Origin of the sequence: Muribacter muris (assembly GCF_004569585.1) — a bacterium.
Taxonomy (GTDB): domain Bacteria; phylum Pseudomonadota; class Gammaproteobacteria; order Enterobacterales; family Pasteurellaceae; genus Muribacter; species Muribacter muris.
In genome coordinates, this window is the sequence record NZ_SPPA01000002.1 from 21,771 (window position 1) to 44,402 (window position 22,632).

The following is a 22,632-nucleotide window of genomic DNA, read 5'->3' on the forward strand; positions in this document are numbered from 1 at the left end:
TCAATTTATACGTTATTGATTCAAAAGTCAAAACCCGCTGTGGCGGGCTTAGATACTAAAAACCGCTTGGCAAGTAAGCGGTTTGTTTCGGTTTAACCTTCGCAGCTTGAGCAGCTTAAGAGATTGCGGTTAAAAACTTGGGCGGCACTCATTGAGTATTGGTAATAAATGGATTTTAATCCCAATTCTTCTGCGGTGAGGTAGAGCTGGTTGAGATCCCGTGCCGGTGTGGCGGGGTGCACCATAATGTTGATACTCTGCCCTTGGTCAATGTACTGCTGACGCTGTGCCGCTTGTTGAATTACGCTTAATTGGCTGATTTCCGAGAAGGTTTTAAACACCTCTTTTTCGTGATCCGATAGAGCATCTAAATGCTGCACTGAACCGTCATTGAGCAAAATGCTGTCCCAAATCTCGTCTTTATCCAACCCTTTTTCTTGTAGCAATTTTTCCAAGAACGGATTTTTATAGACCGTTTTGATTTTGGCTAAATCTTTCACATAGTAGTTGGATTTAAACGGTTCGACAGACGGCGAGACACTGCCCAAAATAAAGCTGCTCGATTTGGTCGGGGCAATGCTCATTAAGGTAGTGTTACGGCGACCGTAGCCTTTGAGAATATCCGGCTCGCCGAAGCGTTGTGCCAACTCTTTAGAGGTTTTGAGGGTTTTCTGTTGCAAGGTCTGGAAAATTAAGCGGTTTTTTTGCATCGCTTCAAAGCTGTCAAAGGCGATGTTGTTCGCTTGCAAATAACTGTGCCAGCCCAAAACACCCAAACCTAAAGCACGGTGGCGTTTGGCAAAGCGGTTTGCCCGATCTAAAAACGGCATATCTGCGCTTTTCTCGATAAATTCACTCATTACCACGTCTAAGAAGTAGGTCAGCACTTCCGGCGCATCGGTCTCTTTCCACTCATCAAAATAGAGTAAATTCATTGAGGATAAACAACAGACGAAACTTTCGTCATTGCTGGACGGCAACATAATTTCGGTACAAAGGTTGGAGGCGTGTACCGTCATATTTTTGTCTTTGTACACGTCCGGACGACCGGCGTTGGCGTTATCTTTGAAGAATAAATACGGAATACCCGTTTCGGTTTTGCGTTGCAAAAGTTTCGCCCAAAGCTGCCGCTTGTAAGGGTCGCCCGCTTTCATTGATTCCAGCCAGTCGTGCCCGACACACACGCCGTAGTACATTAGCTGAATTGGGTTACCTTCAGTGTGAATATCCAACCATTCATCAATATCGCCGTGTTCAATGTCGATATAGCCGGCAAATTGCCCTTTGCGTGAGGTACCTTGGGAGATGACATCAATCACGGTATCAAATAATTTGCTGAAGTTAAACGAGCCGTCCGATTTACCGTTATTTTTGATCGCACTACCACGCGGTCGGATATCGCCAAAATAAGCGGACGTGCCGCCGCCGATTTTACTCATCATTCCCACTTCGGCGGTGGTTACCATAATTTCGTGGATAGAATCACCGATATAGCTGCCAAAGCAGGAGATCGGCAAGCCACGATCAAGCCCGAAGTTTGACCAAATTGGTGAGGATAACGAGAAATAGCCTCGTGCCATATAGTGATAAAATTTATCCGCATAGCCTTCAATACCGAGTTTACGCTCGGCGTGTTCGGCGATAAAGCGAATGCGATCTAATGCCGTTGTGCCTTCCAGCAGATAACCACGTTGTAAGAATAAACGGCTGTCTTCGTTAAGCCACGCAAAATCGGGGCGGTTAGGGTTAGAATAAGTCATCGGCGGTAATTTGTTTCATCTTTTTGCTGTAATCGGTACTACGTTTGTTAAAGAAATCGGTCTCTTTGGTGGAGAGAATTTCAATATCAAACCATTCTGTTTCCTTTAATAACGCGGGATCAACGTTATAAGGCGGTTCTAAGCCTAAAATCATCAATGAATTGTTGTAACGGTTCATAATGTAATTTTCAACGGTTTTACGGCTGATAAAGCTCAAATCGCCTTCCTCGAAAATCCAATCTAAAATGCCTCTTTCCGCCTCAAACGCTTGGGCAGAGAGGGTTTTTAGCTCGTCAAAAAATTCTGGGGTGAATAATTCGTTGTGTTCGTCACGCAGGATTTCGTAGAGCGCGATGCCGAAACGACCGTGAATTTCTTCTTCTTTTGAGGTGGCTTCCACCGCATTAGAAATACCTTTGAACAAGTTTTTATATTTGTTGAAAGACATCATAATCAAAAACTGCCCGAATAACGAGATATGTTCGACAAACAGCGAGAATAACACCAGAGAAAGCACAAATTGCCCTTTGCCCGTGTCTTTTTCCCGCATAAAGTCTTCCATATAACGAATGCGGTTCATTAGCGGTTTAATGTCGGTGATTTGGCTGAACATTTCGTTTAAGCCGAGTTTTTCCAGCAGGAACGAGTAGGCGTCTTTATGACGCACTTCGCTTTCGGCAAATGTGCCGCCCACATCGTCCATTTCCGGTTTCGGGAAATAGCGGTAAAGCTCGCCCCAAAAACGTTTCACGTTCACTTCCACTTGGGAAATTGCCAACATCGCACGGGTTAGCACGTGGCGTTCGTGATCGTTAATATTCGTGCGGTAATCTTGAATATCGCCGGTAAAATTAAATTCGGTATGTAGCCAATAAGAGTGGCGGATCGCATCTTTAAACTCAAGCAGTTCAGGGTATTCATACGGCTTGATGTGAATGCGCTTTTCAAAAATATTGCGAGACATAATTCTCCAAGGTCGTTTGGTTAGGAGTGAGGGCTATTCTAGCCATATTTTTTTTACGGGCAAGCCCTTGACAAACAGGGGCTTGTGATTGGTTCGTTGCGATTGATTGATTTTAAAGGGAAAAAATTTTATGTAAAAAAATGTTACAAGAATGTGGTGAAAATAGGTCGGTTAAAATTCTGACAGAGATCGACAAAATAGGCTACGGATAACGCCGTAGCCTGACGAATAACGGTATGTTTTACTTATGGGTTTTCAGGTAATTGATTGCAAAGGCGAGCAAGAAACAGACCGCTTGCAATACCACAATACAAGGGCCGGTTGCCACGTTAAAGTGGAAGCTGAGGAATACGCCCCAAAACGCACTGAGCAAGGCGGTAATGACGGCAATCATCATCATATACTCAAAACGTTTCGCCAAAATATAGCCGGTAATTCCCGGTGTAATCAGCATTGCTACCACCAAAATCACCCCGACAACCTGCATTGCACTGATAATGACTAATGCCAGTAAAATTAGCAAACTGTAATGCAGCACCTTAATGTTTAGCCCGACCGTACGAGCGTGGCTGGCATCGAAGCAAAAGAGCAGGAAATCCCGCCGTTTGATTAGGATAAACACCAGAGCGACTAACGCTATGCCGAGAGTTTGGTAAAATTCATCGAGGGTAATGCCGAGTAAATTACCAAATAACACGTGCATTAAGTGTTGATCTGTTTCGACTTTGGCGAACATCACTAAGCCGATTGCAAACATTCCCGAAAAGACGATACCCATTACGGTATCTTCTTTAATGCGACTGTTTTCTTTGAGATAGCCGACTGCCACCGCACAGAAAATACCCGATACAAAAGCACCTATCGCAAGGGGAATTGCCAACAAATAGGCAATCACAATCCCCGGCAGGACGGCGTGGGAAATGGCATCGCCCATTAGCGACCAGCTTTTTAGCACCAAATAGCAAGATAAAATGGCGCAGACCGTGCCGACCACCAACGCAATCGCAAGCGCATATTGCATAAAGGGGTAGCTTAACGGTTCGGCAAACCATTGGTAAATCGCCTCCATTATTCACCTCCTTCTTGACAAGCGGTCGGATGATGCCGATTTTTCGCAAATTTGCGTGCAAGCACCCCGTATTTTGGTGCACAGAAGAAAGCCACCAAAAAGACGAGGGTTTGTAAGGTTACGATAAAGCCGCCTGTCGCCCCGTCTGCAAAGTAGCTCAAGTAAGCACCCAATAGGCTGGTGATACCGCCGATAGCAATCGAAATAATTAACAATTTGCCGAAGCGATCGGTCAGTAGGTAAGCGGTTGCCCCTGGGGTAACGACCATTGCGATGACTAAGATTGCGCCGACACTTTGTAATGCGGTAACAATACAGGCGCTCAACAGAGAAAAGAACAGGATTTTCAGTTTCAGCGGCGAAATACCGACCGATTTTGCCTGAATTTCGTCAAAAAACATCAGTAGCAAATCTTTCCAGTAAATCACTAAAAAGAAGAAAGAGACCGCCAAGATAATGTACACCTGCACAACATCATCATCAGCAATGCCGAGAATATTGCCGAGAATGATGGTTTGTACGTTCACTGAAGTCGGATTGACCGAAATGATCAGTAAACCGAGGGCGAAAAAGGTGGTAAAAATAAAGCCGATTACCGCATCTTCCCGCAGTTTAGTAACGGATTTGATCGCCAAGATCGCAATAGTCGCCAAAAATCCGGAGAAAAATGCGCCGATAGCATAAGGGAGCGATAAAGCGTAGGCAATCGCCACGCCCGGTACAACGGCGTGAGAAAGGGCATCGCCGATCAGCGACCAACCTTTCAGCATCAGGTATGCGGAAAGGAATGCACAAACTGCGCCGATTAAGCCACTAACGATAATCGCTTTCGTCATATAATCATAGGCGAAAGGCTCAAGTAAGACGTCTAACATATTTCCCCCTACTGAGCGGACTCAGAGCCGAGAAATTGTTTATAACGTAGCACCCCGCCGAATACCCGCTCCAGATTGTCTTCGGTGAACGTTTGTTCGATAGAGCCGGCAGACAAGACGGTGCGGTTAATCATCACCGCTTGATCGCAGAAGCTGGGGACTGTACCGAGATTGTGGGTAGATACGAGGATCAGATGACCTTCTGCTCTTAGTTGTTTGAGCAGATCAATGATCGCATTTTCGGTGGTTACGTCCACGCCGGTGAACGGTTCGTCCAGCAGGATAATGCGGCTTTCTTGGGCGAGAGAACGGGCTAAGAAAACCCGTTTTTTCTGACCGCCGGATAACTCACCGATTTGGCGGTGTTGCAAGTGGCTGATGTTTACTCTTTCCATTGCCTCTTGCACTTTTTGTTTGTCCACCGCTTTCGGCATACGCAGCAGGTTCATATAGCCGTAACGTCCCATCATTACCACATCATATACGGAAACGGGGAATTGCCAGTCCACCTCTTCACTTTGCGGCACATAGGCTACCAAATTTTGTTTGAGCGCTTGATTAACGGGGAGGTTACAGAGTTGAATGCTGCCTTGTTGGGGCTGAACCAGCCCCATAATTGATTTGAACAGTGTGGATTTGCCGCTTCCATTTACTCCAAGCAACGCACAGATCGTGCCGCTGCCCAGTTCAAAGGAAACATCATAAATGGCGGTATGCCCGTTATTGTAGCGAACGGTAACATCTTTTACCGCTAAAGCGTTTGAATAGTGTGTCATTATTGTCTAAATCCTTCCACAATTGTACCAACGGTAACTTTGAGTAGATCAATGTAGGTTGGTACCGGACCGTCTTGGGTGGAAAGGGAATCGACATATAACACACCGCCGTAGTGAGCGTTGGTTTCTTTCGCCACTTGTTTTGCCGGTTTATCGGAAATGGTACTTTCACTGAATACGACCGGAATTTGGTGTTTACGCACCGCATCAATCACTTTGCGGATCTGCTTCGGCGTGCCTTGTTCGTCTTGGTTAATCGCCCATAGGTAAAGCTCTTTAAAGCCGTAATCACGGGCAAGGTAGCTGAATGCCCCTTCACTGGTGACTAACCAACGTTGTGCTTCCGGCACGTTGGCAAGGCGCTGACGCAAAGGCTCGTCAAGGGCAAGAATTTTTTCGCCGTAGGCTTTGGCATTGGCATTATATTTTTCAGCATTGCTTGGATCGTATTTTACCAAGGCTTTGCGGATATTTTCGATGTAGATTAAAGCATTACGGGTGGACATCCAAGCGTGTGGGTTCGGTTTGTCTTTGTAAGGACCTTCGTAGATTGAGATCGGATCAACTCCCTCGGTAACGACGGCTGCTGGCACATCTTTCAGTTGTGTAAAGAAGCGTTCAAACCAACGTTCGAGGTTCATTCCGTTCCATAATACCAAGTCGGCGGATTGTGCTTTCACAATATCTTGCGGGGTAGGCTGATAATCGTGAATTTCGGCACCCGGTTTGGTGATCGATTCCACCACCGCCGCATCACCGGCAACATTCTGGGCAATATCTTGGATAACGGTAAAGGTGGTTACCACCTTAAACGTCTTCGCAACCGCAGGTTGCACCAATACAAAGAGTAAGCTGATGAGCGCGACTATTTTTTTCATATTAGTTCTCCTTAAAAAATGAATGGTCTTTCGCACTCGCCATTCTATATAACTTATCTGCCTAACTCAAATGATAATGATTGCTAAAATTGTAAATTATGATTCAAGGCGAAAATGGCGTTGGCTTTTCGTTTCTTCCCGACTTTCGATCAAGCGGTGGTAATTTTCAAACCGAACGGCACTGATTTTCCCCTGCTCTACCGCCTCTAGCAGCCGGCAACCGGGGTCTTGCTTATGCTTGCAATCCCGAAATTTACACCCGCCTAACAAGCCTTGAAACTCTCTGTAACCGGCGGTAATTTGCTCGGCATCCAAATGCCATAACCCAAACTCTCGAATACCCGGTGAGTCAATCAGATTGCCCCCTTGAGACAAATGGTAAAGGCGGGAGGCGGTAGTGGTGTGCTGACCCAAGCCCGATATTTCGCTTACCGCCCCCGTTTGGGCATTGACTTGTGGCAATAATCGGTTGAGCAAACTGGATTTACCCACGCCCGATTGCCCGACAAAAATAGACGTGCCTTGCGCCAAATAGCGATCTAAGGTCGCCATATTCTCGCCGGTTTCTGCGGAAAGACAGAGGGTTTGGTAGCCGATCTGTTTATAAATGGCAAGTTGCTGCTGCACCGCTTGGCGTTCGTCCTCGCTCAACAAATCCACTTTATTCAGCACAATCAACGCCGGAATCTGTGCCGCTTCGCAGATCACTAGGTAGCGATCGATAATATTGAGAGACAAGGTCGGCAAAACCGACGACACAATGATAATTTGGTCGATATTGGCTGCCATTACCTTGATGCCGTCGTAATAATCGGGGCGGGTCAGTTCATTTTGGCGGGGGTGAACCGCCTCAATCACGCCACTAATCCCCTGTAACCGCTCGCTACCCAACCGCCACGATACACGATCGCCCACCACCACATTTTTTAAGGTACGGCGGAGATTACAGCGGAAGATCTCACCGCTTGCCGTTTCGACATCGGCGTGCTTGGCGTGGCGGGTTACCACCAGCCCGTGCTGAAGATCGCCCAGCATTTCATCTTGCCACTCAATCGTAGGGCGGCTGATTTTTTTGTGGTGGTTGGATTGAATACGGCGTTGCTGATTTTGGGTTAAACGGCGTTTGCTCAAAGTGTTTCTCTCGTTGCTAAAAAATGGCGACAAGGATACCATAACAGGCGGTGATTTCTTGGTAATTTTTTGCAAAAATAGATGATGACATTCACACGGCTTGGAGAGATTATGCAACCCTTGACCCCGCAGTTACTTGATCAGGTGCTTGCCATTGCGACACAGGCAGGCGAGCATTTACGCCGCTTTTACGCCCAATCCGTTCGAGTTGAGATCAAGCCTGATCATACCCCTGTAACCGAAGCGGATTTATTTCTCAGCCGTTTCGTCAGCGAGCAACTGACTGCGCTCACCCCGCATATTCCGGTGTTGTCGGAAGAACAGTGCAAAATCCCGCTCTGCGAACGTGCCGACTGGCAACAATATTGGCTGATCGACCCACTAGACGGCACGCAACAATTTATTGATCGCACGGATCAATTTGCGGTAGTCATCTGCCTTGTGCAACAAAATCGTCCGGTACTGGGGGTCATTCACGCCCCGCTGCTCAACAAGACCTATTATGCCTGCGTGGGCAACGGTGCTTTTCTGCGGGAAAGCCGTCAGGTCGTTGCACTGCCCCTTTGCAAAAAATCTCACCCAACCGACCGCTTGCTGATCACAATGGGATCAGCAAACAGTGAAAAAGTCCTCCAAGCCGTACAACCGCCCTACCAAGCCGATTTTTTCAAGTACGGTTCGAGTAGTTTGAAAGCCGGTTTAGTGGCGGAAGGCAAAGCCGATTGCTATATCCGCTTAGGCGATACGGGCGAATGGGATACGGGGGCGGCGGAGGTCATTTTGCGGGAGTGCGGTGGTGCGATTTTCGATCTGTATTTTCAGCCGCTATCCTACAATCAACGGGAGAGCTTTGTGAACCCGCATTTTATGATGGTGGCAAATGTGCAGTGGGATTGGCAGCGGATTATCCGGTTTAATTGATTGGTAATTGCTGATGAATTTCATTAAAATACCCCAAGCCATACACATTTTTAACATTACATTTTAGGAAATAACACCCCAATGAAAGTCGATAATAGCTGCATCGTCATCTTCGGTGCGTCCGGCGATCTGACCTACCGCAAATTGATTCCCGCCCTGTATCATCTCTACAAAATCGGTCGCCTTGCCGACCATTTTTCCGTGTTAGGCGTTGCCCGCACCGAGTTAAGCGATGACAGTTTCCGCCAAAAAATGCGTCAAGCCTTGGTAGAATTAGAAGGCGCAAGCGGTGAGATCCTCGATAAATTTTGCGAACATCTCTACTACCAAGCCGTGAATACCAGTAATGCGGTCGATTACGCCAAACTCCTGCCCCGCTTAGATGAACTGCACGATAAATACGGCACGGGCGGCAATACCCTTTACTACCTTTCAACCCCGCCGAGTTTATACGGCATCATTCCGGAATGTTTAGCTGCACACGGCTTAACCACCGAAGAGTTTGGCTGGAAGCGGATCATCATTGAAAAGCCGTTCGGTTACGATATTGAGACCGCCAAAGCGTTAGACGTGCATATTCACCGCTTTTTTGAAGAGAAACAAATTTACCGTATCGACCACTATTTAGGCAAAGAAACGGTGCAAAACCTGCTCGTGTTGCGCTTTTCCAACGGCTTATTTGAACCGCTTTGGAATCGTAATTTTATCGACTATGTGGAAATTACCGGTGCAGAGTCTCTCGGCGTTGAGGAGCGGGGCGGCTATTATGACGGCTCGGGTGCAATGCGGGATATGTTCCAAAACCATTTATTGCAAGTTTTAGCAATGGTGGCAATGGAGCCTCCGGCGATTATCAATGCCGATTCAATGCGGGACGAAGTGGCAAAAGTGCTACATTGCTTGCATCCGCTCAGCCAAGATGATATTCAGCATAACCTCGTATTAGGGCAATACTGTGCCGGTGAAATCAACGGAAAAGACGTGCCGGCTTACACCCAAGAAAAAGGCGTGCCGGAAGATTCCAACACCGAAACCTATATGGCGTTGCGTTGCCAAATCGACAACTGGCGTTGGGCGGGCGTGCCGTTTTATGTGCGTACCGGCAAGCGGTTAGCCACAAGGGTAACTGAAGTGGTCATTCACTTTAAAACCACCCCACACCCTGTCTTCAGCCAAAATGCGCCGGATAATAAATTGATTATCCGCATTCAACCGGACGAAGGCATTTCAATGCGGTTCGGCTTGAAAAAACCGGGTGCCGGTTTTGAGGCGAAAGAAGTCTCGATGGACTTCCGCTATGCCGATCTCGCCTCGCCAAGTTTACTGACCGCCTACGAACGCTTATTGCTAGACGCAATGAAAGGCGATGCCACCCTATTTGCCCGCACCGATGCAGTACACGCCTGCTGGAAATTTGTGCAGCCGATTATCGACTACAAAGAGGCTCGTGGACGCGTTTACGAATACGAAGCCGGCAGCTGGGGGCCTAGCGAAGCCGATAAACTCATCGCCAAACACGGTACAGTCTGGCGCAAACCCAGCGGTGTGATGAAGAAGAAGGTGTAACGCAACTCAAATAAATAAAAAAGCGCTTCTTTTCGGAAAGCGCTTTTTTAGTGTAGCCGTGCTATTTTATTATCAATTAGCCCATACCGTATTTTTTTAATTTTTTGCGGAGTGTGCCGCGATTGATGCCTAACATTGTCGCAGCACGGGTTTGGTTGCCACGGGTGTATTGCATTACCATATCAAGCATTGGGTATTCGATTTCAGATAATACTAATTCGTATAATTCTGTTGGATCTTCGCCATTTAATTGCGCCAAATAATTTCTTACCGCTTGTTTTACGTTTTCACGCAATGGTTTATTAACTTGTTGTGCTTGAGCGTTAAGCATTGATACTGTTAATGGGTTTTGTGTAGATGGTTGTTCTAACATTGTTCTCTATCCAACTTTCGTTAAGATTCTTGATGAATCGATTTCACAAAATCTTCTAATGCAATGATCTGTTCTTTGGTTGAATCTAATGCATTAAAAGTACGTCTAAAATTTGCATTGGGTTTTAGCTGTTCGAGATACCAACCAACGTGTTTTCGAGCTATCCGATAACCTTTTTGTTCACCGTAGAATTGGTGAAGGTCTTGGATATGCTTTAACATCAGTTGGCATTTATTATCCAATGATAATGCCGAACCGAGATCTCCTTTCTCTAAAAAACGTCCTATTTCCGAAAATAGCCAAGGACGACCTAAACTGCCCCTGCCGATCATTACCGCATCGGCTTGTGTGTAATCAAGCACTTGTTTTGCTTTTTCGGCGGAGGTGATATCGCCATTTGCAATAATGGGAATCGAAACTGTCTGCTTTACCGCTTTGATGCTGTCATATTCCGCTTCGCCTTCAAAGAGACAACTTCGTGTGCGTCCGTGAATGGTGAGGGCGCTAATACCAGCTTGTTCAGCAATCTGTGCGATCTCAAGGCAGTTTCGGTTTTCGGTATCCCAACCGGTTCTTATTTTTAGTGTCACTGGGACATCTACGGCATTGACAACCGCCTCTAATATTTGAGCGACTAAATCGGGTTCACGTAAAAGAGCTGATCCAGCCATTTTTTTGTTTACCTTTTTTGCCGGGCAGCCCATATTGATATCAATCATTTGAGCACCGTACTCAACATTAATTTGCGCCGCTTTTGCCATTTCGGTGGGATCCGATCCCGCTATTTGTACAGCATTGATGCCGATTTCTCGATGATGCGCAAGACGCAGTTTCGATTTTTCGGTATGCCATACATCAGGGTTAGTGGACATCATTTCCGAGAAGGTTAAACCTGCACCTAATTGACTACACAGCCGTCTAAACGGTTGGTCGGTTATCCCTGCCATCGGTGCGAGGAAAATACGATTTTTGATTTCATATTGTCCTATCCGCATCGTTTTATCCATTGGTGAAAGCTAACGCCGATCAAAATGATTTCCAAATAAGAAAGTACGGTAAAAAAACCGTACTTTTCTTTCCCTTGCCAAAAAATTTCGATGAAAATTTTCTGATTTAAGGGTGTATATAATACGCATTTTTTATGCGTTTGGGAAGTCTATTTATTAGACAATCTTGATATAAAGACAAAATTTTTCAACTTTTTTATACTTTCATCATATTACAGGATTGTGCTACGGGTTTTGTTTAGCAGTTTTGCCACCAAGTTTTCTAGGCTGCTTTCCATTTGCTCGCCAACGCGTTGTGATAATTTTTTCTTTTGCTGATATTTTAGCTCGATAACCTGTTTATCTTTTACGGCGGCGAGAATTAAATCATCACTGGTAGCAATATCATCAATCAATTGCAGTCCAAGCGCTTGTTGCCCGAACCAATGTTCACCGGTGGCAATTTTATCCATCTCTAACTGTGGGCGGTGTGTTGCCACAAATTGTTTGAACAAGCGGTGCGTTTCGTCCAATTCTTGCTGAAATTTTTGTTTGCCTTTCTCGGTATTTTCACCGACTAAGGTAACGGTGCGTTTGTATTCGCCGGCGGTCATTACATCGACATCAATATCGTGCTTTTTCAGTAGGCGGTGAATATTCGGTACTTGCGCAACCACGCCCACTGATCCGATCACAGCGAAAGGGGCTGCCGTGATTTTATCCGCTACGCACGCCATCATATAACCACCACTGGCGGCGACTTTATCAACGGCAATATGGAGACGTAACTTGGCATTTTTTAACCTTTGTAGTTGAGACGCCGCTAAACCGTAGCCGTGTACCACACCGCCGGGACTTTCCAATTTCAGTAAGATTTCATCTTTTTCGGGATTGGCAAGCGCAAGCACCGAATCAATCTCTTTGCGTAATCCGTTTACACCGCTGGCGTGAATATCGCCTTGAAAATCCAACACAAACAGGCGGGCTTTATCCTGTTCCGTCTGTTCGCCATTTTCTTTTAAGCGTTTCTTTTCGGCTTTCGCTTTTTCTTTCTGTATTTTCTTTTCCTGTTTCGCTTGCTGTTTGAGCTCTTGCTCGCTTAAAAAGAAACCGTTTAATGCTTTTTGCTGTTCTTCGTACTTTTCGGTTAAGTCGGTCATCTGAATTGTGCCGTTATCCGGCTGCTTTCTTGCCTCCAATATCATCATTACGATAAAGGCGATGACACCGAATACCGTCAGTAATTCCAGTAAAAAGATCCCATAACTCAGCAATATGTCTTGCCACATTTTTCTCTCCTTTAATAGCCTTGTTCAACCGGTAATGCGGCTCTGACCCAACCTTCAAAACCGCCTTTAACACTATACACCCGCTCAAAGCCTTGCTCGACTAGAAATTGGGCGGTATTGCGGCTGCTCACTCCGTGGTAGCAGCTGACGATAATCGGCTCGTCATAATCATATTCATCTAAGAACGTGCCGTAGCTTTGGTTGGTAAGGTGGAATGCGCCTTGCGGGCGGCTATAACTAAACCGTACCGCATCACGAATATCCACCAGCACGGCATTTTCGTTTTGCATCATCTCCCACGCTTGCTGTGGGGTGATCTCCGTAAAAGTGTCTTGCATAGCATTGCCTATTTCAATGTTAAATCGGCGAATATAGCATTAAACAAAAAATTGTAAACCTATTAGACAGATTGAATTTTTGCCCCAAGAGGATATAATACGAACTATTATCAAATGCGTACAATCGGTACGCTTTATTCTTTCAAGGACAAGCAGTTTATGGATCAACTTTTTCAATTCTTACAAGCCTACATTGATTACATTATTTTGGGATTATTGGCGCTGATGAGCATTGTCTTATTTGCGAAGGTGATCGAACGGATTTTGTTCTATAAGAAGATCAAGATTGAACATTATCAGACACTGGAAGAATTGGAAATCGATCTCACCCACAATTTAACCACGATTTCCACCATCGGTTCTAATGCCCCTTATATCGGCTTACTTGGTACGGTCATTGGGATTTTATTAACATTCTACGAATTGGGGCATTCCGGCGGTGAAATTGATGCCGCCTCGATTATGGTGCATTTATCCTTAGCGCTCAAAGCAACGGCGGTCGGGATTTTGGTCGCCATTCCGGCAATGATGTTCTACAACGGCTTTGGACGCAAAGTGGAAGAAAACAAACTCAAATGGCAGGCAAATGCCTCTCGTGTGCAGTAACAAGCGGTCGGTTTTCGATAAAAATTTGCAATATCACGGGGTGCAGAGTGAAAAAATTTGACGAAATTAATATTATTCCCTTTATCGACATTATGTTGGTGCTGTTGGCGATTGTGCTGGTTACCGCTTCGTTTATCTCGCAAGGTAAAATCCAAGTGAATATCCCGAAAGCCAGCACAACCCAAGCGATGAAGGCAGATGAATTGGCGAAGTTATTGACGATCACGGAAAATAACGACTATTTCTACAATGATCGACCAATCAGCAAAGAGGTTTTAAGCCTTGAAATTGCAGGGTGGGATAAAAATCAAAAAGTTACCCTTAAAGTTGATGCGGCGGTCGCATTTGAAAAATTTGTCGAACTCACCGATTTATTGGCGGCAAATGGCATTAAGAATGTCGCGATCGTTACCAAAAAAGACGCAAAGTAGTGCTATGAAAACACATTCTCGAATCGGTCTTACCCTCTCTGTACTTATCCATACCATCGCTTTCGGTGGTATATGGGCGATTGCCGCACACTCCGAGCCTAAAATTGCACGGGACGAAGTGTCTAGTATTTCAATGGAAATGTTGGCTGCCCGCCTTGAGCAGCCACAAGTTGCGGTTGCCGCAGAGGTTGAGCCGGAATCTGAGCCTGAAGAAGTTGAACAACCCGAGCCTCCACATCACCCAGAACCTGAACCAATCGTACCCGAACCGCAACTGATTAAGCCAAAACCTATTGAAAAACCTAAGCCTAAACCGCCCGAAAAACCAAAGGTGAAGCCAAAACCGGACTCACCGAAAAAAGTACAGGTTCAAGAAAAGAAACCTAAACAGGAGAAAACCGAGAAGCCGGTTAAAGCACTTGAAAGGGGCAAAGAGAGCAAGCAGGGCATTGTGGCAAAAGCCGTGCCGAATGCAACGCCGAGTACGAAGACACAGGCTGGTGTTGCCAATGCCACTACAACGGGACAAGCTGCCGCCGGTGTGCAAAAGAGTGTCGCAGGCAGTGATGAGATTAACGCTTATAAAGCATTATTAAAACGGACATTGCAACAGCGGGCGAATAATATGTATCCGCAGCGTGAAAGAATGATGCGTAAAGGCGGGATTGTTACGGTGAGCTTCCACTTTTCATCGGCAGGTGAAATTAGCCAAGTGAGCGTGGTTAATTCCTCCGGCAACAGTAATTTAGACAATGCAGCGGTAAGAGCGACACAAACAACCCGAATGAGTAGCCCGCCACCGCCAAATTTCCCTCGTTCATTTACCGTGCCGATTAAATTCTCCGTTCAATAATATAATGCCTCTGATATCAGGGGCGTTTTCGATTAAATCGGCTGTTTGGGCACAGCGTTTGGATAGCCGAATTGTCTCCACGCTTCATATACAACCACGGCTACCGCATTGGATAAATTCATACTGCGGCTGTCTTTACACATTGGAATCCGAATTTTCTGTGCCATTGGCAAGCTATCTAAAATCGCTTGGGGAATACCACGGCTTTCGGGGCCAAACATCAAAAAATCGCCCAATTCATAACGGGCATCGCTGTGGTTTGGTTCACCTTTGGTGGTTAAGGCAAACAGGCGTTTAGGTTTGGCTTTCGCTAAGAAATCGTTAAAATTGCGGTATTTTTGAATATCGACAAACTCGTGATAATCCAAACCGGAACGGCGTAGTTTTTTGTCGTCCCACGCAAAGCCGAGGGGTTCAATAAGATGGAGCCGAAAACCGCAGTTCGCACATAATCGGATAATATTCCCGCTATTTTGCGGAATTTCTGGTTCATATAACACAATATCTAACATAATTTTTGCTGTTTAAACGATACAAGCGGTCGGTTTTAAGGTATTTTTGTCAAAATAGGGGGGATCTCACCGCTTGTTGATGATCTTTGCCATAAAAAAATGGGCATAATGCCCATTTTTTAGTTAAACCGAGAATTATTGTGCACGGATCACAACACGACGGTTTGGTTTTAAGCAACCTTTTAACGCTTGACCGCTTTCGTGTTTACACGCTTTCACTTGATTTGCTTTACCACGACCGATTGCTTTGATGTTTGCTTTCACGCCTTGTGCTTGTAAGTAAGCTTTGGCCGTATTCGCACGAGCTTGGGACAATTTCAGGTTATAAGCCGCTGAACCTAAACGATCGGTATAACCGGTGATAGTAACTTTGGTCATACCGGCTGCTTTCAGATCTTTAGCAATGTTGTTTAAGGTTGATTTACCTTTTGCACTGAGGTTTGATTTGTCGAAATCAAAGAGGAAATCGCCGCTTAATACGTACTCTTTTGCCGGTGCAGGTGCCGGTTGTTGTACGGGAGCCGGAGTAGGTTGAACCGGTGCAGGCGCATCACGGTTAATGCTCGATGCACTAAAACAACCCGCTAAAAGTAATGTTGCGGCAGACACAGCCGTTAATTTCATTGCATTTTTAATCATTTTAAATTCCTTAGAATGAATGACATAGGGAAAGATATGTAATAAGTTTTTGCAAAACTCAAAAAAGCATCACTATACTAAATTTTTCTGCATAGAAAAACAAGAAATAAGCGATTTACCCGAGAGTTTTGTGCAAAAGCCTTTTCCAAATGATGAGCGACTGGGCTATAATAGCCTAAATTTACTGTATAAAAGCACATTAAGAGGCGATATGACGGATTTCTCTTTATTATTGGACGGGCTGAACGATAAACAGCGAGAGGCGGTTGCCGCTCCGATCGGCAATTATTTAGTCCTTGCAGGTGCGGGCAGCGGTAAAACCCGTGTGCTGACCCACCGCATTGCGTGGCTGATTGGGGTGGAAAACGTGCCGGAATCCAATATTTTGGCGGTAACTTTTACCAATAAAGCCGCCGCAGAGATGCGTCATCGGATTGAATATACCCTTTCCCAATCCAGCGATCACCGCCTGTTTGGAATGTGGGTCGGCACATTTCATAGTGTAGCGAACCGCTTGTTGCGAGCCCACTATCTTGATGTGCAGTTGCCCCAAGATTTTCAGATTATGGATACGGAAGATCAGCAACGCTTGATAAAACGTTTGTTGAAGCTACACAATATTGATGAAAAACACTATCCGCCGAAGCAAGTGGCGTGGTTTATCAATGCACAAAAAGATCAGGGCTTACGGGCGAAGGATATTTTGGCTCAAGATGATGAGCACGGTAAAGTGTTGGTGCAAATCTACCAAATTTACCAAGAGGCGTGCGACCGCGCCGGCTTGCTGGATTTTGCCGAGTTGCTGATTAGAGCTTACGAGCTTTTCAAATTTAACCCATTGATTTTAAAGCGTTATCAGCAACGTTTTCAGCATATTTTGATTGATGAGTTTCAGGATACCAACCATATTCAATATAAGTTAATTCATCTGCTTGCCGGTGAAAGCGGTAAGGTGATGATTGTCGGCGATGATGATCAGTCGATTTACGGCTGGCGGGGGGCACAAGTTGAGAATATCCAACGCTTCTTGGACGATTATGCTCAAGTACAGACGATCCGCCTTGAGCAGAACTATCGCTCGACCGGTCATATTCTCAACTCGGCAAACGCCTTAATTGCCAATAATAACAGCCGTCTCGGTAAAAATTTGTGGACAGACAGCGGTGATGGCGAACCTGTGGAAATTTACTGTGCATTCAATGAGTTAGATGAAGCCCGTTTTGTTGCCTCGCAAATTAAACGCTGGACAGAAGACGAAGGTGAGCTAAATGAATGTGCCGTTCTATACCGTAGCAACAGCCAATCCCGTGTGATTGAGGAAGCCTTTATTCAAGCGAATATTCCTTACCGAATTTACGGCGGAATGCGTTTCTTTGAGCGCCAGGAGATCAAAGATGCACTTGCCTATTTACGCCTGATTGCCAACCGTCAAGACGATGCCGCCTTTGAACGCATTGTGAATACGCCGCCACGTAGTATCGGCGATCGTACCCTCGATGCGTTGCGTCAGCTCACTCGCAGTCGCCAGATCACTCTGTGGCAAGCAATTCAAGTGGCAATCCAAGAGGAGCATTTATCCGGCAGGGCTGCTGCGGCATTGTTACGGTTTGTGGAGCTGATTAACGCCCTTGATCAAGAAACCGAGCAAATGCCCCTGTTTGAGCAGACGGATTTTGTGATCAAAAAATCGGGCTTATATGAAATGTATCAGCAGGAAAAAGGGGACAAAGGCGAAGTGCGGATTGAAAACTTGGCAGAACTGGTAACCGCCACCCGTCAATTTGTCAAACCGGACGAAGCCGATGAAATGAGCGATCTGACTGCGTTCCTTACCCACGCGTCGTTGGAAGCGGGCGAAACCCAAGCCGCGCCAAACCAAGACTATGTGGAAATGATGACGCTCCACTCTGCTAAAGGCTTGGAGTTCCCTCGTGTATTTATGGTTGGCGTGGAAGAAGGCATTTTCCCAAGCGGAATGAGCCACGATGAAGGACGTTTACAGGAAGAACGCCGTCTTGCTTATGTCGGCATTACCCGCGCCAAACGAAAATTAACGATCAGCTATGCCGAAAACCGTCGTCTGTACGGCAAAGAAGAGCGTCATCTGCCTTCACGCTTTATCGCCGAGCTGCCGGAGGCACATATCCGAGAAGTACGCCTGCGGGGGAATATCAACCGACCGGCGAATTTTGCCAACTCTCGAGTAAGACAGAATGCTGACGGCATCGTAGAAAATAAAGCCAAATGGCAAATGGGGCAGAAAGTTCGCCACGAAAAATTTGGGCAAGGCACGATCATCAATGTCGAAGGCGGCGGCGAACAGACCCGCTTGCAAATTGCTTTCGTTCAACAAGGGATCAAGTGGTTAATCGCCAAAGTGGCGAAATTGGAAAAAATCTAAGTTGATAATACAAGCTGGCGGTTTCGACTTGTTTTTTGCACTATGGTGGCTTGAAATAAGTTGTGTGAATAGTGGAGACGAGTATCTTGTATAAAATATCCGCCGTGCTATGAAAGCATCGCTTCAAATTTCTCGGCGAAAGTTCCCCATTGCAAAAAAGCGGTCAAAACCGACCGCTTGTTGTGATTAGACGGAAAACGGGTATTGGATACTTGGGTGGTATTGGTAATTTTCCACCTGAAAATCATCTAGGCTGACCCACGTTTCGAGATCGTCAAGGGACTTAATCTCCGGATTGATGATCAGTTTCGGGGCGTGGAACGGGGTTCGCTTCAGTTGTACATCACGCATTAGTGCGAGCTGATCCTCGTAAATATGCGCATTGACGATTTTATGGAAAGCCTGTCCCGCTTGATGTCCGGTAATTTGCGACATCAATGCCAAGAAAGTGTAGCACTGGATCATATTCCAATTTAGCCCAAGCGGAACGTCCGCAGAACGCTGGGTGCTGTTCAGGTAAAGCACGCCGTCAAGCAGCGAAAAATGGTGGCTGTGCAGGCACGGACGGAGGCAACCCATATGAAATGCACCGGGGTGGTAAAAGGTGTAAATTTCGCCTCGATTGTCCACACCACGTTTGAGATCATCGACAATTTGACGCAGTAAATCAATAGTACCCGTGCCGTCAGCTTTTGGGAAACTGCGTCCGACTGCGCCATATACCAGCCCCATATCATCTTCACCTTTGCGGTAAGGATTGGCTCGCCACGCAGCATTTTCATTCGCATTGGCATCCCACGATTTTGTACCGAGCCGGCGAAAATCGGCGGCGTTATCGTAACCACGGATATAGCCGAGTAATTCGGCGATAGCGGCTTTCCAAAAGCTCTTGCGAGTGGTAACTAACGGAAATTCGCCACTGGCGACATCATAGGTTAAATCGGCGTTAATCACGGTTAAACACCGCTTGCCGGTACGTTCATTTTCGACCCATTTGCCCCGTTCGACAATGCGTTGGCAAAGTGCTAAATACTGCTTCATTTTAAATGCTCAAAAAAATCAAGAAATTTCGCTAGTTATTCGGTAGAATGGGCTAGCTGTCCAATTAAAATGGAAGGAGTATAGCATATGAAATCGTTAAAATCTTTGTTTGTTATTTCGACACTTTTCGCCCTTGCGGCGTGTAGCGGCTCAAATTCGGCGGGCTGGAAGCGACTGGCGGAAACGGAAGTCGATCAGAAATCCTATGCGATAGCTTACGGTGCAACGGCACAAACTTATGCCGATCGGGTAAACGGCAGCTATGATATTGACGCTTTTGTACGGGGCGTGGACGATTGGTTTAACCAAAAAGTGAGCTTGCCGATTGAACAAATTCGGGCAAGTCTGCTGAACCGTATGCTCGATCACAATGTTTATGCCTATTACAGTGGCGTGTTGCACGCAGCGGATTTTCAGGCGAAATTTAACTATTTAAGCCCGACCTGTTGGGGCTTTGTGCAGTCGCCTAGCTTAACGCAAGGGATTTATGATGCGTTAGTGGATATCCAAAAAAATCAGGTACGCAACGATAAATATATCCAAGAGGGCGCGGATCAGGTGTTGCACCTTTGCGTAGAACAGGTGGAAGCCGACCAGCAAAAACAAAAATCGAAAAAAGCACGTTAATACGCCGATCGACAAGCGGGGAGATTTGCAAAAAATCTGCAAAATCTCCCCGCTTGCTCTTTCTTATTTTCGCCGCATTTAATAGAATGGCGGCACGATTTTTCGACCGCCGAGCCGACTGCGCTAATGAAACTGAATATTCCGACTTATCTCACTCTCTTTCGGGTAGCGTTAATTCCGCTGTTTATTGTGGCGTTTTATCTGCCGTTGTCCTACGCACCGGAAATCACCACGCTGATTTTCTTTATTGCCTCTATTACCGATTGGTTTGACGGTTATTTAGCGAGAAAATGGAACCAAGCCACCCGCTTGGGGGCATTTTTAGATCCGGTGGCGGATAAAGTGTTGGTTGCTATTGCGTTGGTGTCGGTGGTGGAGTTTTACCATACTTGGTGGATCACCATTCCAGCCGGCATTATGATTGCCCGTGAAATAATTATTTCTGCTTTGCGGGAGTGGATGGCGGAGCTGGGCGAGCGGGCAAATGTTGCCGTTTCCATTTGGGGGAAAGTCAAAACAATGGCGCAAATGCTGGCGCTCGGCGGTTTACTGTGGCGGCAAAGTCATCTAATGGAAATTTTAGCTTTTATCCTGCTTTATGTGGCGGTGTTTCTGACCATTTGGTCAATGTTGCAATACCTTAAAGCGTCCAAAGGCAGTTTATTGAAATCCTAAATTTTGCCAAAAATCCCTATTTTCAGACCGCTTGCAAGCGGTCTTTTCCGTTCAAACATAAACAATGTCCAAGTTTAATGCCAAACAATTCCTTGCCGATGTACCGCACAGCCCGGGCGTGTACCGAATGTATGATGACAAAGGCACGATCATTTATGTCGGCAAAGCAAAAGATCTGAAAAAACGGCTGGCAAGCTATTTTCGGGCGAATTTAGCCAGCCGTAAAACAGAAGCGTTAGTGGCGCATATTGCCCATATTGACACCACGCTGACCCATTCCGAAACGGAAGCCTTACTGCTGGAACATAACTACATCAAGGAAAATCAGCCCCGCTACAATGTGTTGCTGCGAGACGATAAATCCTACCCCTATATTTTGCTGACACGTCATACCCACCCTCGTTTGAGCAGTTTTCGAGGCAGTAAAAAGGTGGCGGGCGAGTATTTCGGGCCTTATCCGAATGCCTCTGCTGTGCGGGAAACCCTCAATTTACTGCAAAAACTCTTCCCGATACGCCAATGCGAAGACAGCTACTATAAAAACCGTTCTCGCCCCTGTCTGCAATACCAAATCGGGCGTTGTCTTGCTCCCTGCGTTGAGGGATATGTGAACGAGGCGGAATATGCGCAGCAGGTGCAATTTGTGCGGCTGTTTTTACAGGGGAAAGATCAGCAGGTGATCGAACATTTGATCGCCAAAATGGAACAGGCAGCGGCGGATCTGGATTTTGAAGCGGCGGCATGTTTCCGTGATCAAATTCAGCAAGTACGAGCAGTAACGGAGAAGCAGTTTGTCTCTAACGAGCGGCTAGACGATCTGGATATTATCTCGATCGCTTATCAACACGGCATTGCGTGCGTGCATATTTTGTTTGTTCGTCAGGGTAAAGTGCTGGGTAATCGCAGTTATTTCCCCAAAGTACCGAGCCATACGGAGCTTGCCGAGTTGAGCGATACTTTTATCGGGCAATTCTATTTGCAGATGAACCAACACCGCACCATTCCGCATCAAATTGTGATCGATCACCCTGTCAGCGAAGCGGTGGCACTTGAGCAGGTATTGAGCGATCAAGCGGGTCATAAAGTGAGTATTTTAGTCAAAGTGCGGGGCGAAAAAAGCCGTTACCTTGCGCTTGCCAAAACCAATGCAATGGCGGCATTAACCTTGCAGCTCAAGCAAGACAGTCGGATTCAGGCTCGCTATCAAGACTTACAAGCGGTGCTTTGTCTGCCCAAAATTACCAGAATGGAGTGCTTTGATATTAGCCATACAATGGGTGCGCAAACGGTCGCTTCTTGCGTGGTATTTGATGAAAACGGCCCGTTAAAATCCGATTATCGCCGCTTCAATATTGAAGGCATTACGGGAGGCGATGACTATGCCGCAATGGAACAGGCACTGCTCAAACGTTACAACAAGCCGTTACCGCCGGAAAAAATTCCCGATATTATTTTTATTGACGGTGGCAAAGGGCAGCTCAATCGAGCATTGGAGACCTTTGCCAACTTAAATGTGGCGTGGGATAAAACCAAGCCGCTCTTGATTGGTGTGGCGAAAGGCGTGGAACGTAAAGCCGGCTTGGAAACCTTGCTCATCAGCAAATGGGACAAAGAAATCCACCTACCGCCCGACAGCCTTGCGTTACATTTAATTCAGCATATTCGGGACGAATCCCACAATCACGCCATCAGCGGACACCGTAAAAAACGGCAGAAGGCCTTTACGGAAAGCGGGTTGGAGTCGATCGCCGGCGTGGGCGCAAAACGTCGCCAAGCGCTGCTGAAATACCTTGGCGGAATGCAGGGGGTTAAGGCGGCAACATTGGCGGAAATTCAATCCGTCCCGGGCATTTCTAACGCCTTGGCAGAGGTGATTTTTGATACCTTGCAAAACAGTTGAATAAGGCACGCATTGCGTGCC

At 46.3% G+C, this 22,632-nt stretch carries 23 protein-coding genes; 9 read left to right on the top strand and 14 right to left on the bottom strand.

Translation table 11 applies throughout. The features are described from left to right. Nucleotides 1–92 precede the first annotated feature (92 nt). The 7 genes from E4T80_RS00935 to rsgA all read right to left on the bottom strand — a co-directional run bounded on the left by E4T80_RS00935 (nt 93) and on the right by rsgA (nt 7,453). Nucleotides 93–1,760 (bottom strand): ribonucleoside-diphosphate reductase subunit alpha, encoded by a 1,668-nt coding sequence (locus E4T80_RS00935; RefSeq protein ID WP_135054131.1) that lies wholly within the window; start codon nt 1,758–1,760, stop codon nt 93–95. Further along, nucleotides 1,747–2,724 (bottom strand): ribonucleotide-diphosphate reductase subunit beta, encoded by a 978-nt coding sequence (locus E4T80_RS00940; protein WP_135054134.1) that lies wholly within the window; start codon nt 2,722–2,724, stop codon nt 1,747–1,749. The genes E4T80_RS00935 and E4T80_RS00940 overlap by 14 nt, the downstream gene beginning before the upstream one ends. A gap of 241 nt (nt 2,725–2,965) precedes the next feature. Beyond that, nucleotides 2,966–3,793, bottom strand: a complete 828-nt coding sequence (locus E4T80_RS00945) for a metal ABC transporter permease (RefSeq protein WP_135054136.1) — start codon at nt 3,791–3,793, stop codon at nt 2,966–2,968. Continuing rightward, complete coding sequence (locus E4T80_RS00950) at nt 3,793–4,668, bottom strand: metal ABC transporter permease (RefSeq protein ID WP_135054138.1); 876 nt, start codon at nt 4,666–4,668, stop codon at nt 3,793–3,795. Before E4T80_RS00950 ends, E4T80_RS00945 begins: the two co-directional genes overlap by 1 nt. Before the next feature lie 8 nt (nt 4,669–4,676). Further along, nucleotides 4,677–5,444, bottom strand: coding sequence for an ATP-binding cassette domain-containing protein (locus tag E4T80_RS00955; RefSeq protein ID WP_135054140.1), 768 nt, complete (start codon nt 5,442–5,444; stop codon nt 4,677–4,679). Then, nucleotides 5,444–6,322 carry a metal ABC transporter substrate-binding protein gene (locus E4T80_RS00960; protein WP_047977369.1) on the bottom strand — a complete coding sequence of 293 codons (879 nt, stop codon included), beginning with the start codon at nt 6,320–6,322 and terminating at the stop codon, nt 5,444–5,446. The genes E4T80_RS00955 and E4T80_RS00960 overlap by 1 nt, the downstream gene beginning before the upstream one ends. A gap of 96 nt (nt 6,323–6,418) precedes the next feature. Next, the gene (gene rsgA, locus E4T80_RS00965; RefSeq protein WP_135054142.1) at nt 6,419–7,453 is read right to left on the bottom strand and encodes a small ribosomal subunit biogenesis GTPase RsgA; all 1,035 of its coding nucleotides are present in this window, start codon (nt 7,451–7,453) and stop codon (nt 6,419–6,421) included. Between the two features lie 111 nt (nt 7,454–7,564). Between rsgA and cysQ the strand changes: the two genes are divergently transcribed. Both cysQ and zwf read left to right on the top strand, forming a co-directional pair. Then, nucleotides 7,565–8,374, top strand: a complete 810-nt coding sequence (gene cysQ / locus E4T80_RS00970; RefSeq protein ID WP_135054366.1) for a 3'(2'),5'-bisphosphate nucleotidase CysQ — start codon at nt 7,565–7,567, stop codon at nt 8,372–8,374. 81 nt (nt 8,375–8,455) lie between these two features. Continuing rightward, complete coding sequence (zwf, locus tag E4T80_RS00975) at nt 8,456–9,940, top strand: glucose-6-phosphate dehydrogenase (protein ID WP_047977372.1); 1,485 nt, start codon at nt 8,456–8,458, stop codon at nt 9,938–9,940. Between the two features lie 76 nt (nt 9,941–10,016). On the opposite strand, the gene fis is transcribed toward zwf, so the two are convergent. The 4 genes from fis to glpE all read right to left on the bottom strand — a co-directional run bounded on the left by fis (nt 10,017) and on the right by glpE (nt 12,926). Next, nucleotides 10,017–10,313: a DNA-binding transcriptional regulator Fis gene (gene fis / locus E4T80_RS00980; protein ID WP_047976297.1), complete on the bottom strand. Its 297-nt coding sequence runs from the start codon at nt 10,311–10,313 to the stop codon at nt 10,017–10,019. A 20-nt stretch (nt 10,314–10,333) separates the two neighbouring features. After that, the gene (dusB, locus tag E4T80_RS00985) at nt 10,334–11,308 is read right to left on the bottom strand and encodes a tRNA dihydrouridine synthase DusB (RefSeq protein WP_135054368.1); all 975 of its coding nucleotides are present in this window, start codon (nt 11,306–11,308) and stop codon (nt 10,334–10,336) included. Between the two features lie 224 nt (nt 11,309–11,532). Next, nucleotides 11,533–12,588 carry a protease SohB gene (gene sohB, locus E4T80_RS00990; RefSeq protein ID WP_135054144.1) on the bottom strand — a complete coding sequence of 352 codons (1,056 nt, stop codon included), beginning with the start codon at nt 12,586–12,588 and terminating at the stop codon, nt 11,533–11,535. Nucleotides 12,589–12,599: 11 nt separating this feature from the next. Next, the gene (gene glpE, locus E4T80_RS00995; protein WP_135054146.1) at nt 12,600–12,926 is read right to left on the bottom strand and encodes a thiosulfate sulfurtransferase GlpE; all 327 of its coding nucleotides are present in this window, start codon (nt 12,924–12,926) and stop codon (nt 12,600–12,602) included. 159 nt (nt 12,927–13,085) lie between these two features. On the opposite strand from glpE, the gene exbB reads away from it, so the two are divergent. Genes exbB through E4T80_RS01010 form a run of 3 tightly spaced genes read left to right on the top strand, consistent with a single transcriptional unit; the run spans nt 13,086 to nt 14,816 of the window. Then, complete coding sequence (gene exbB / locus E4T80_RS01000; protein WP_047976301.1) at nt 13,086–13,532, top strand: TonB-system energizer ExbB; 447 nt, start codon at nt 13,086–13,088, stop codon at nt 13,530–13,532. Nucleotides 13,533–13,579: 47 nt separating this feature from the next. Beyond that, the gene (gene exbD, locus E4T80_RS01005) at nt 13,580–13,963 is read left to right on the top strand and encodes a TonB system transport protein ExbD (protein WP_047976302.1); all 384 of its coding nucleotides are present in this window, start codon (nt 13,580–13,582) and stop codon (nt 13,961–13,963) included. A gap of 4 nt (nt 13,964–13,967) precedes the next feature. After that, a complete protein-coding gene (locus E4T80_RS01010; protein ID WP_135054148.1) occupies nt 13,968–14,816 on the top strand; it encodes an energy transducer TonB family protein in 849 nt (282 codons plus the stop codon). A gap of 32 nt (nt 14,817–14,848) precedes the next feature. On the opposite strand, the gene trmL is transcribed toward E4T80_RS01010, so the two are convergent. Both trmL and E4T80_RS01020 read right to left on the bottom strand, forming a co-directional pair. Beyond that, nucleotides 14,849–15,328, bottom strand: a complete 480-nt coding sequence (gene trmL, locus E4T80_RS01015) for a tRNA (uridine(34)/cytosine(34)/5-carboxymethylaminomethyluridine(34)-2'-O)-methyltransferase TrmL (RefSeq protein ID WP_135054150.1) — start codon at nt 15,326–15,328, stop codon at nt 14,849–14,851. 135 nt (nt 15,329–15,463) lie between these two features. Further along, nucleotides 15,464–15,967, bottom strand: a complete 504-nt coding sequence (locus E4T80_RS01020) for an OmpA family protein (RefSeq protein WP_135054152.1) — start codon at nt 15,965–15,967, stop codon at nt 15,464–15,466. A 211-nt stretch (nt 15,968–16,178) separates the two neighbouring features. On the opposite strand from E4T80_RS01020, the gene uvrD reads away from it, so the two are divergent. Then, nucleotides 16,179–18,368 (top strand): DNA helicase II, encoded by a 2,190-nt coding sequence (uvrD, locus tag E4T80_RS01025; protein ID WP_135054370.1) that lies wholly within the window; start codon nt 16,179–16,181, stop codon nt 18,366–18,368. Between the two features lie 186 nt (nt 18,369–18,554). Here the strand turns inward: uvrD and E4T80_RS01030 are convergent, their stop codons facing one another. Beyond that, nucleotides 18,555–19,409, bottom strand: coding sequence for a thymidylate synthase (locus E4T80_RS01030; RefSeq protein ID WP_135054154.1), 855 nt, complete (start codon nt 19,407–19,409; stop codon nt 18,555–18,557). Nucleotides 19,410–19,496: 87 nt separating this feature from the next. Between E4T80_RS01030 and E4T80_RS01035 the strand changes: the two genes are divergently transcribed. From E4T80_RS01035 to uvrC, 3 genes are all read left to right on the top strand, one after another. Next, on the top strand, nt 19,497–20,036 hold the full coding sequence (locus E4T80_RS01035; RefSeq protein WP_135054156.1) for a hypothetical protein: 540 nt from the start codon (nt 19,497–19,499) through the stop codon (nt 20,034–20,036). A 126-nt stretch (nt 20,037–20,162) separates the two neighbouring features. After that, the gene (pgsA, locus tag E4T80_RS01040) at nt 20,163–20,711 is read left to right on the top strand and encodes a CDP-diacylglycerol--glycerol-3-phosphate 3-phosphatidyltransferase (RefSeq protein WP_135054158.1); all 549 of its coding nucleotides are present in this window, start codon (nt 20,163–20,165) and stop codon (nt 20,709–20,711) included. 64 nt (nt 20,712–20,775) lie between these two features. After that, nucleotides 20,776–22,611, top strand: coding sequence for an excinuclease ABC subunit UvrC (gene uvrC / locus E4T80_RS01045; RefSeq protein ID WP_135054160.1), 1,836 nt, complete (start codon nt 20,776–20,778; stop codon nt 22,609–22,611). Nucleotides 22,612–22,632: the final 21 nt, after the last annotated feature.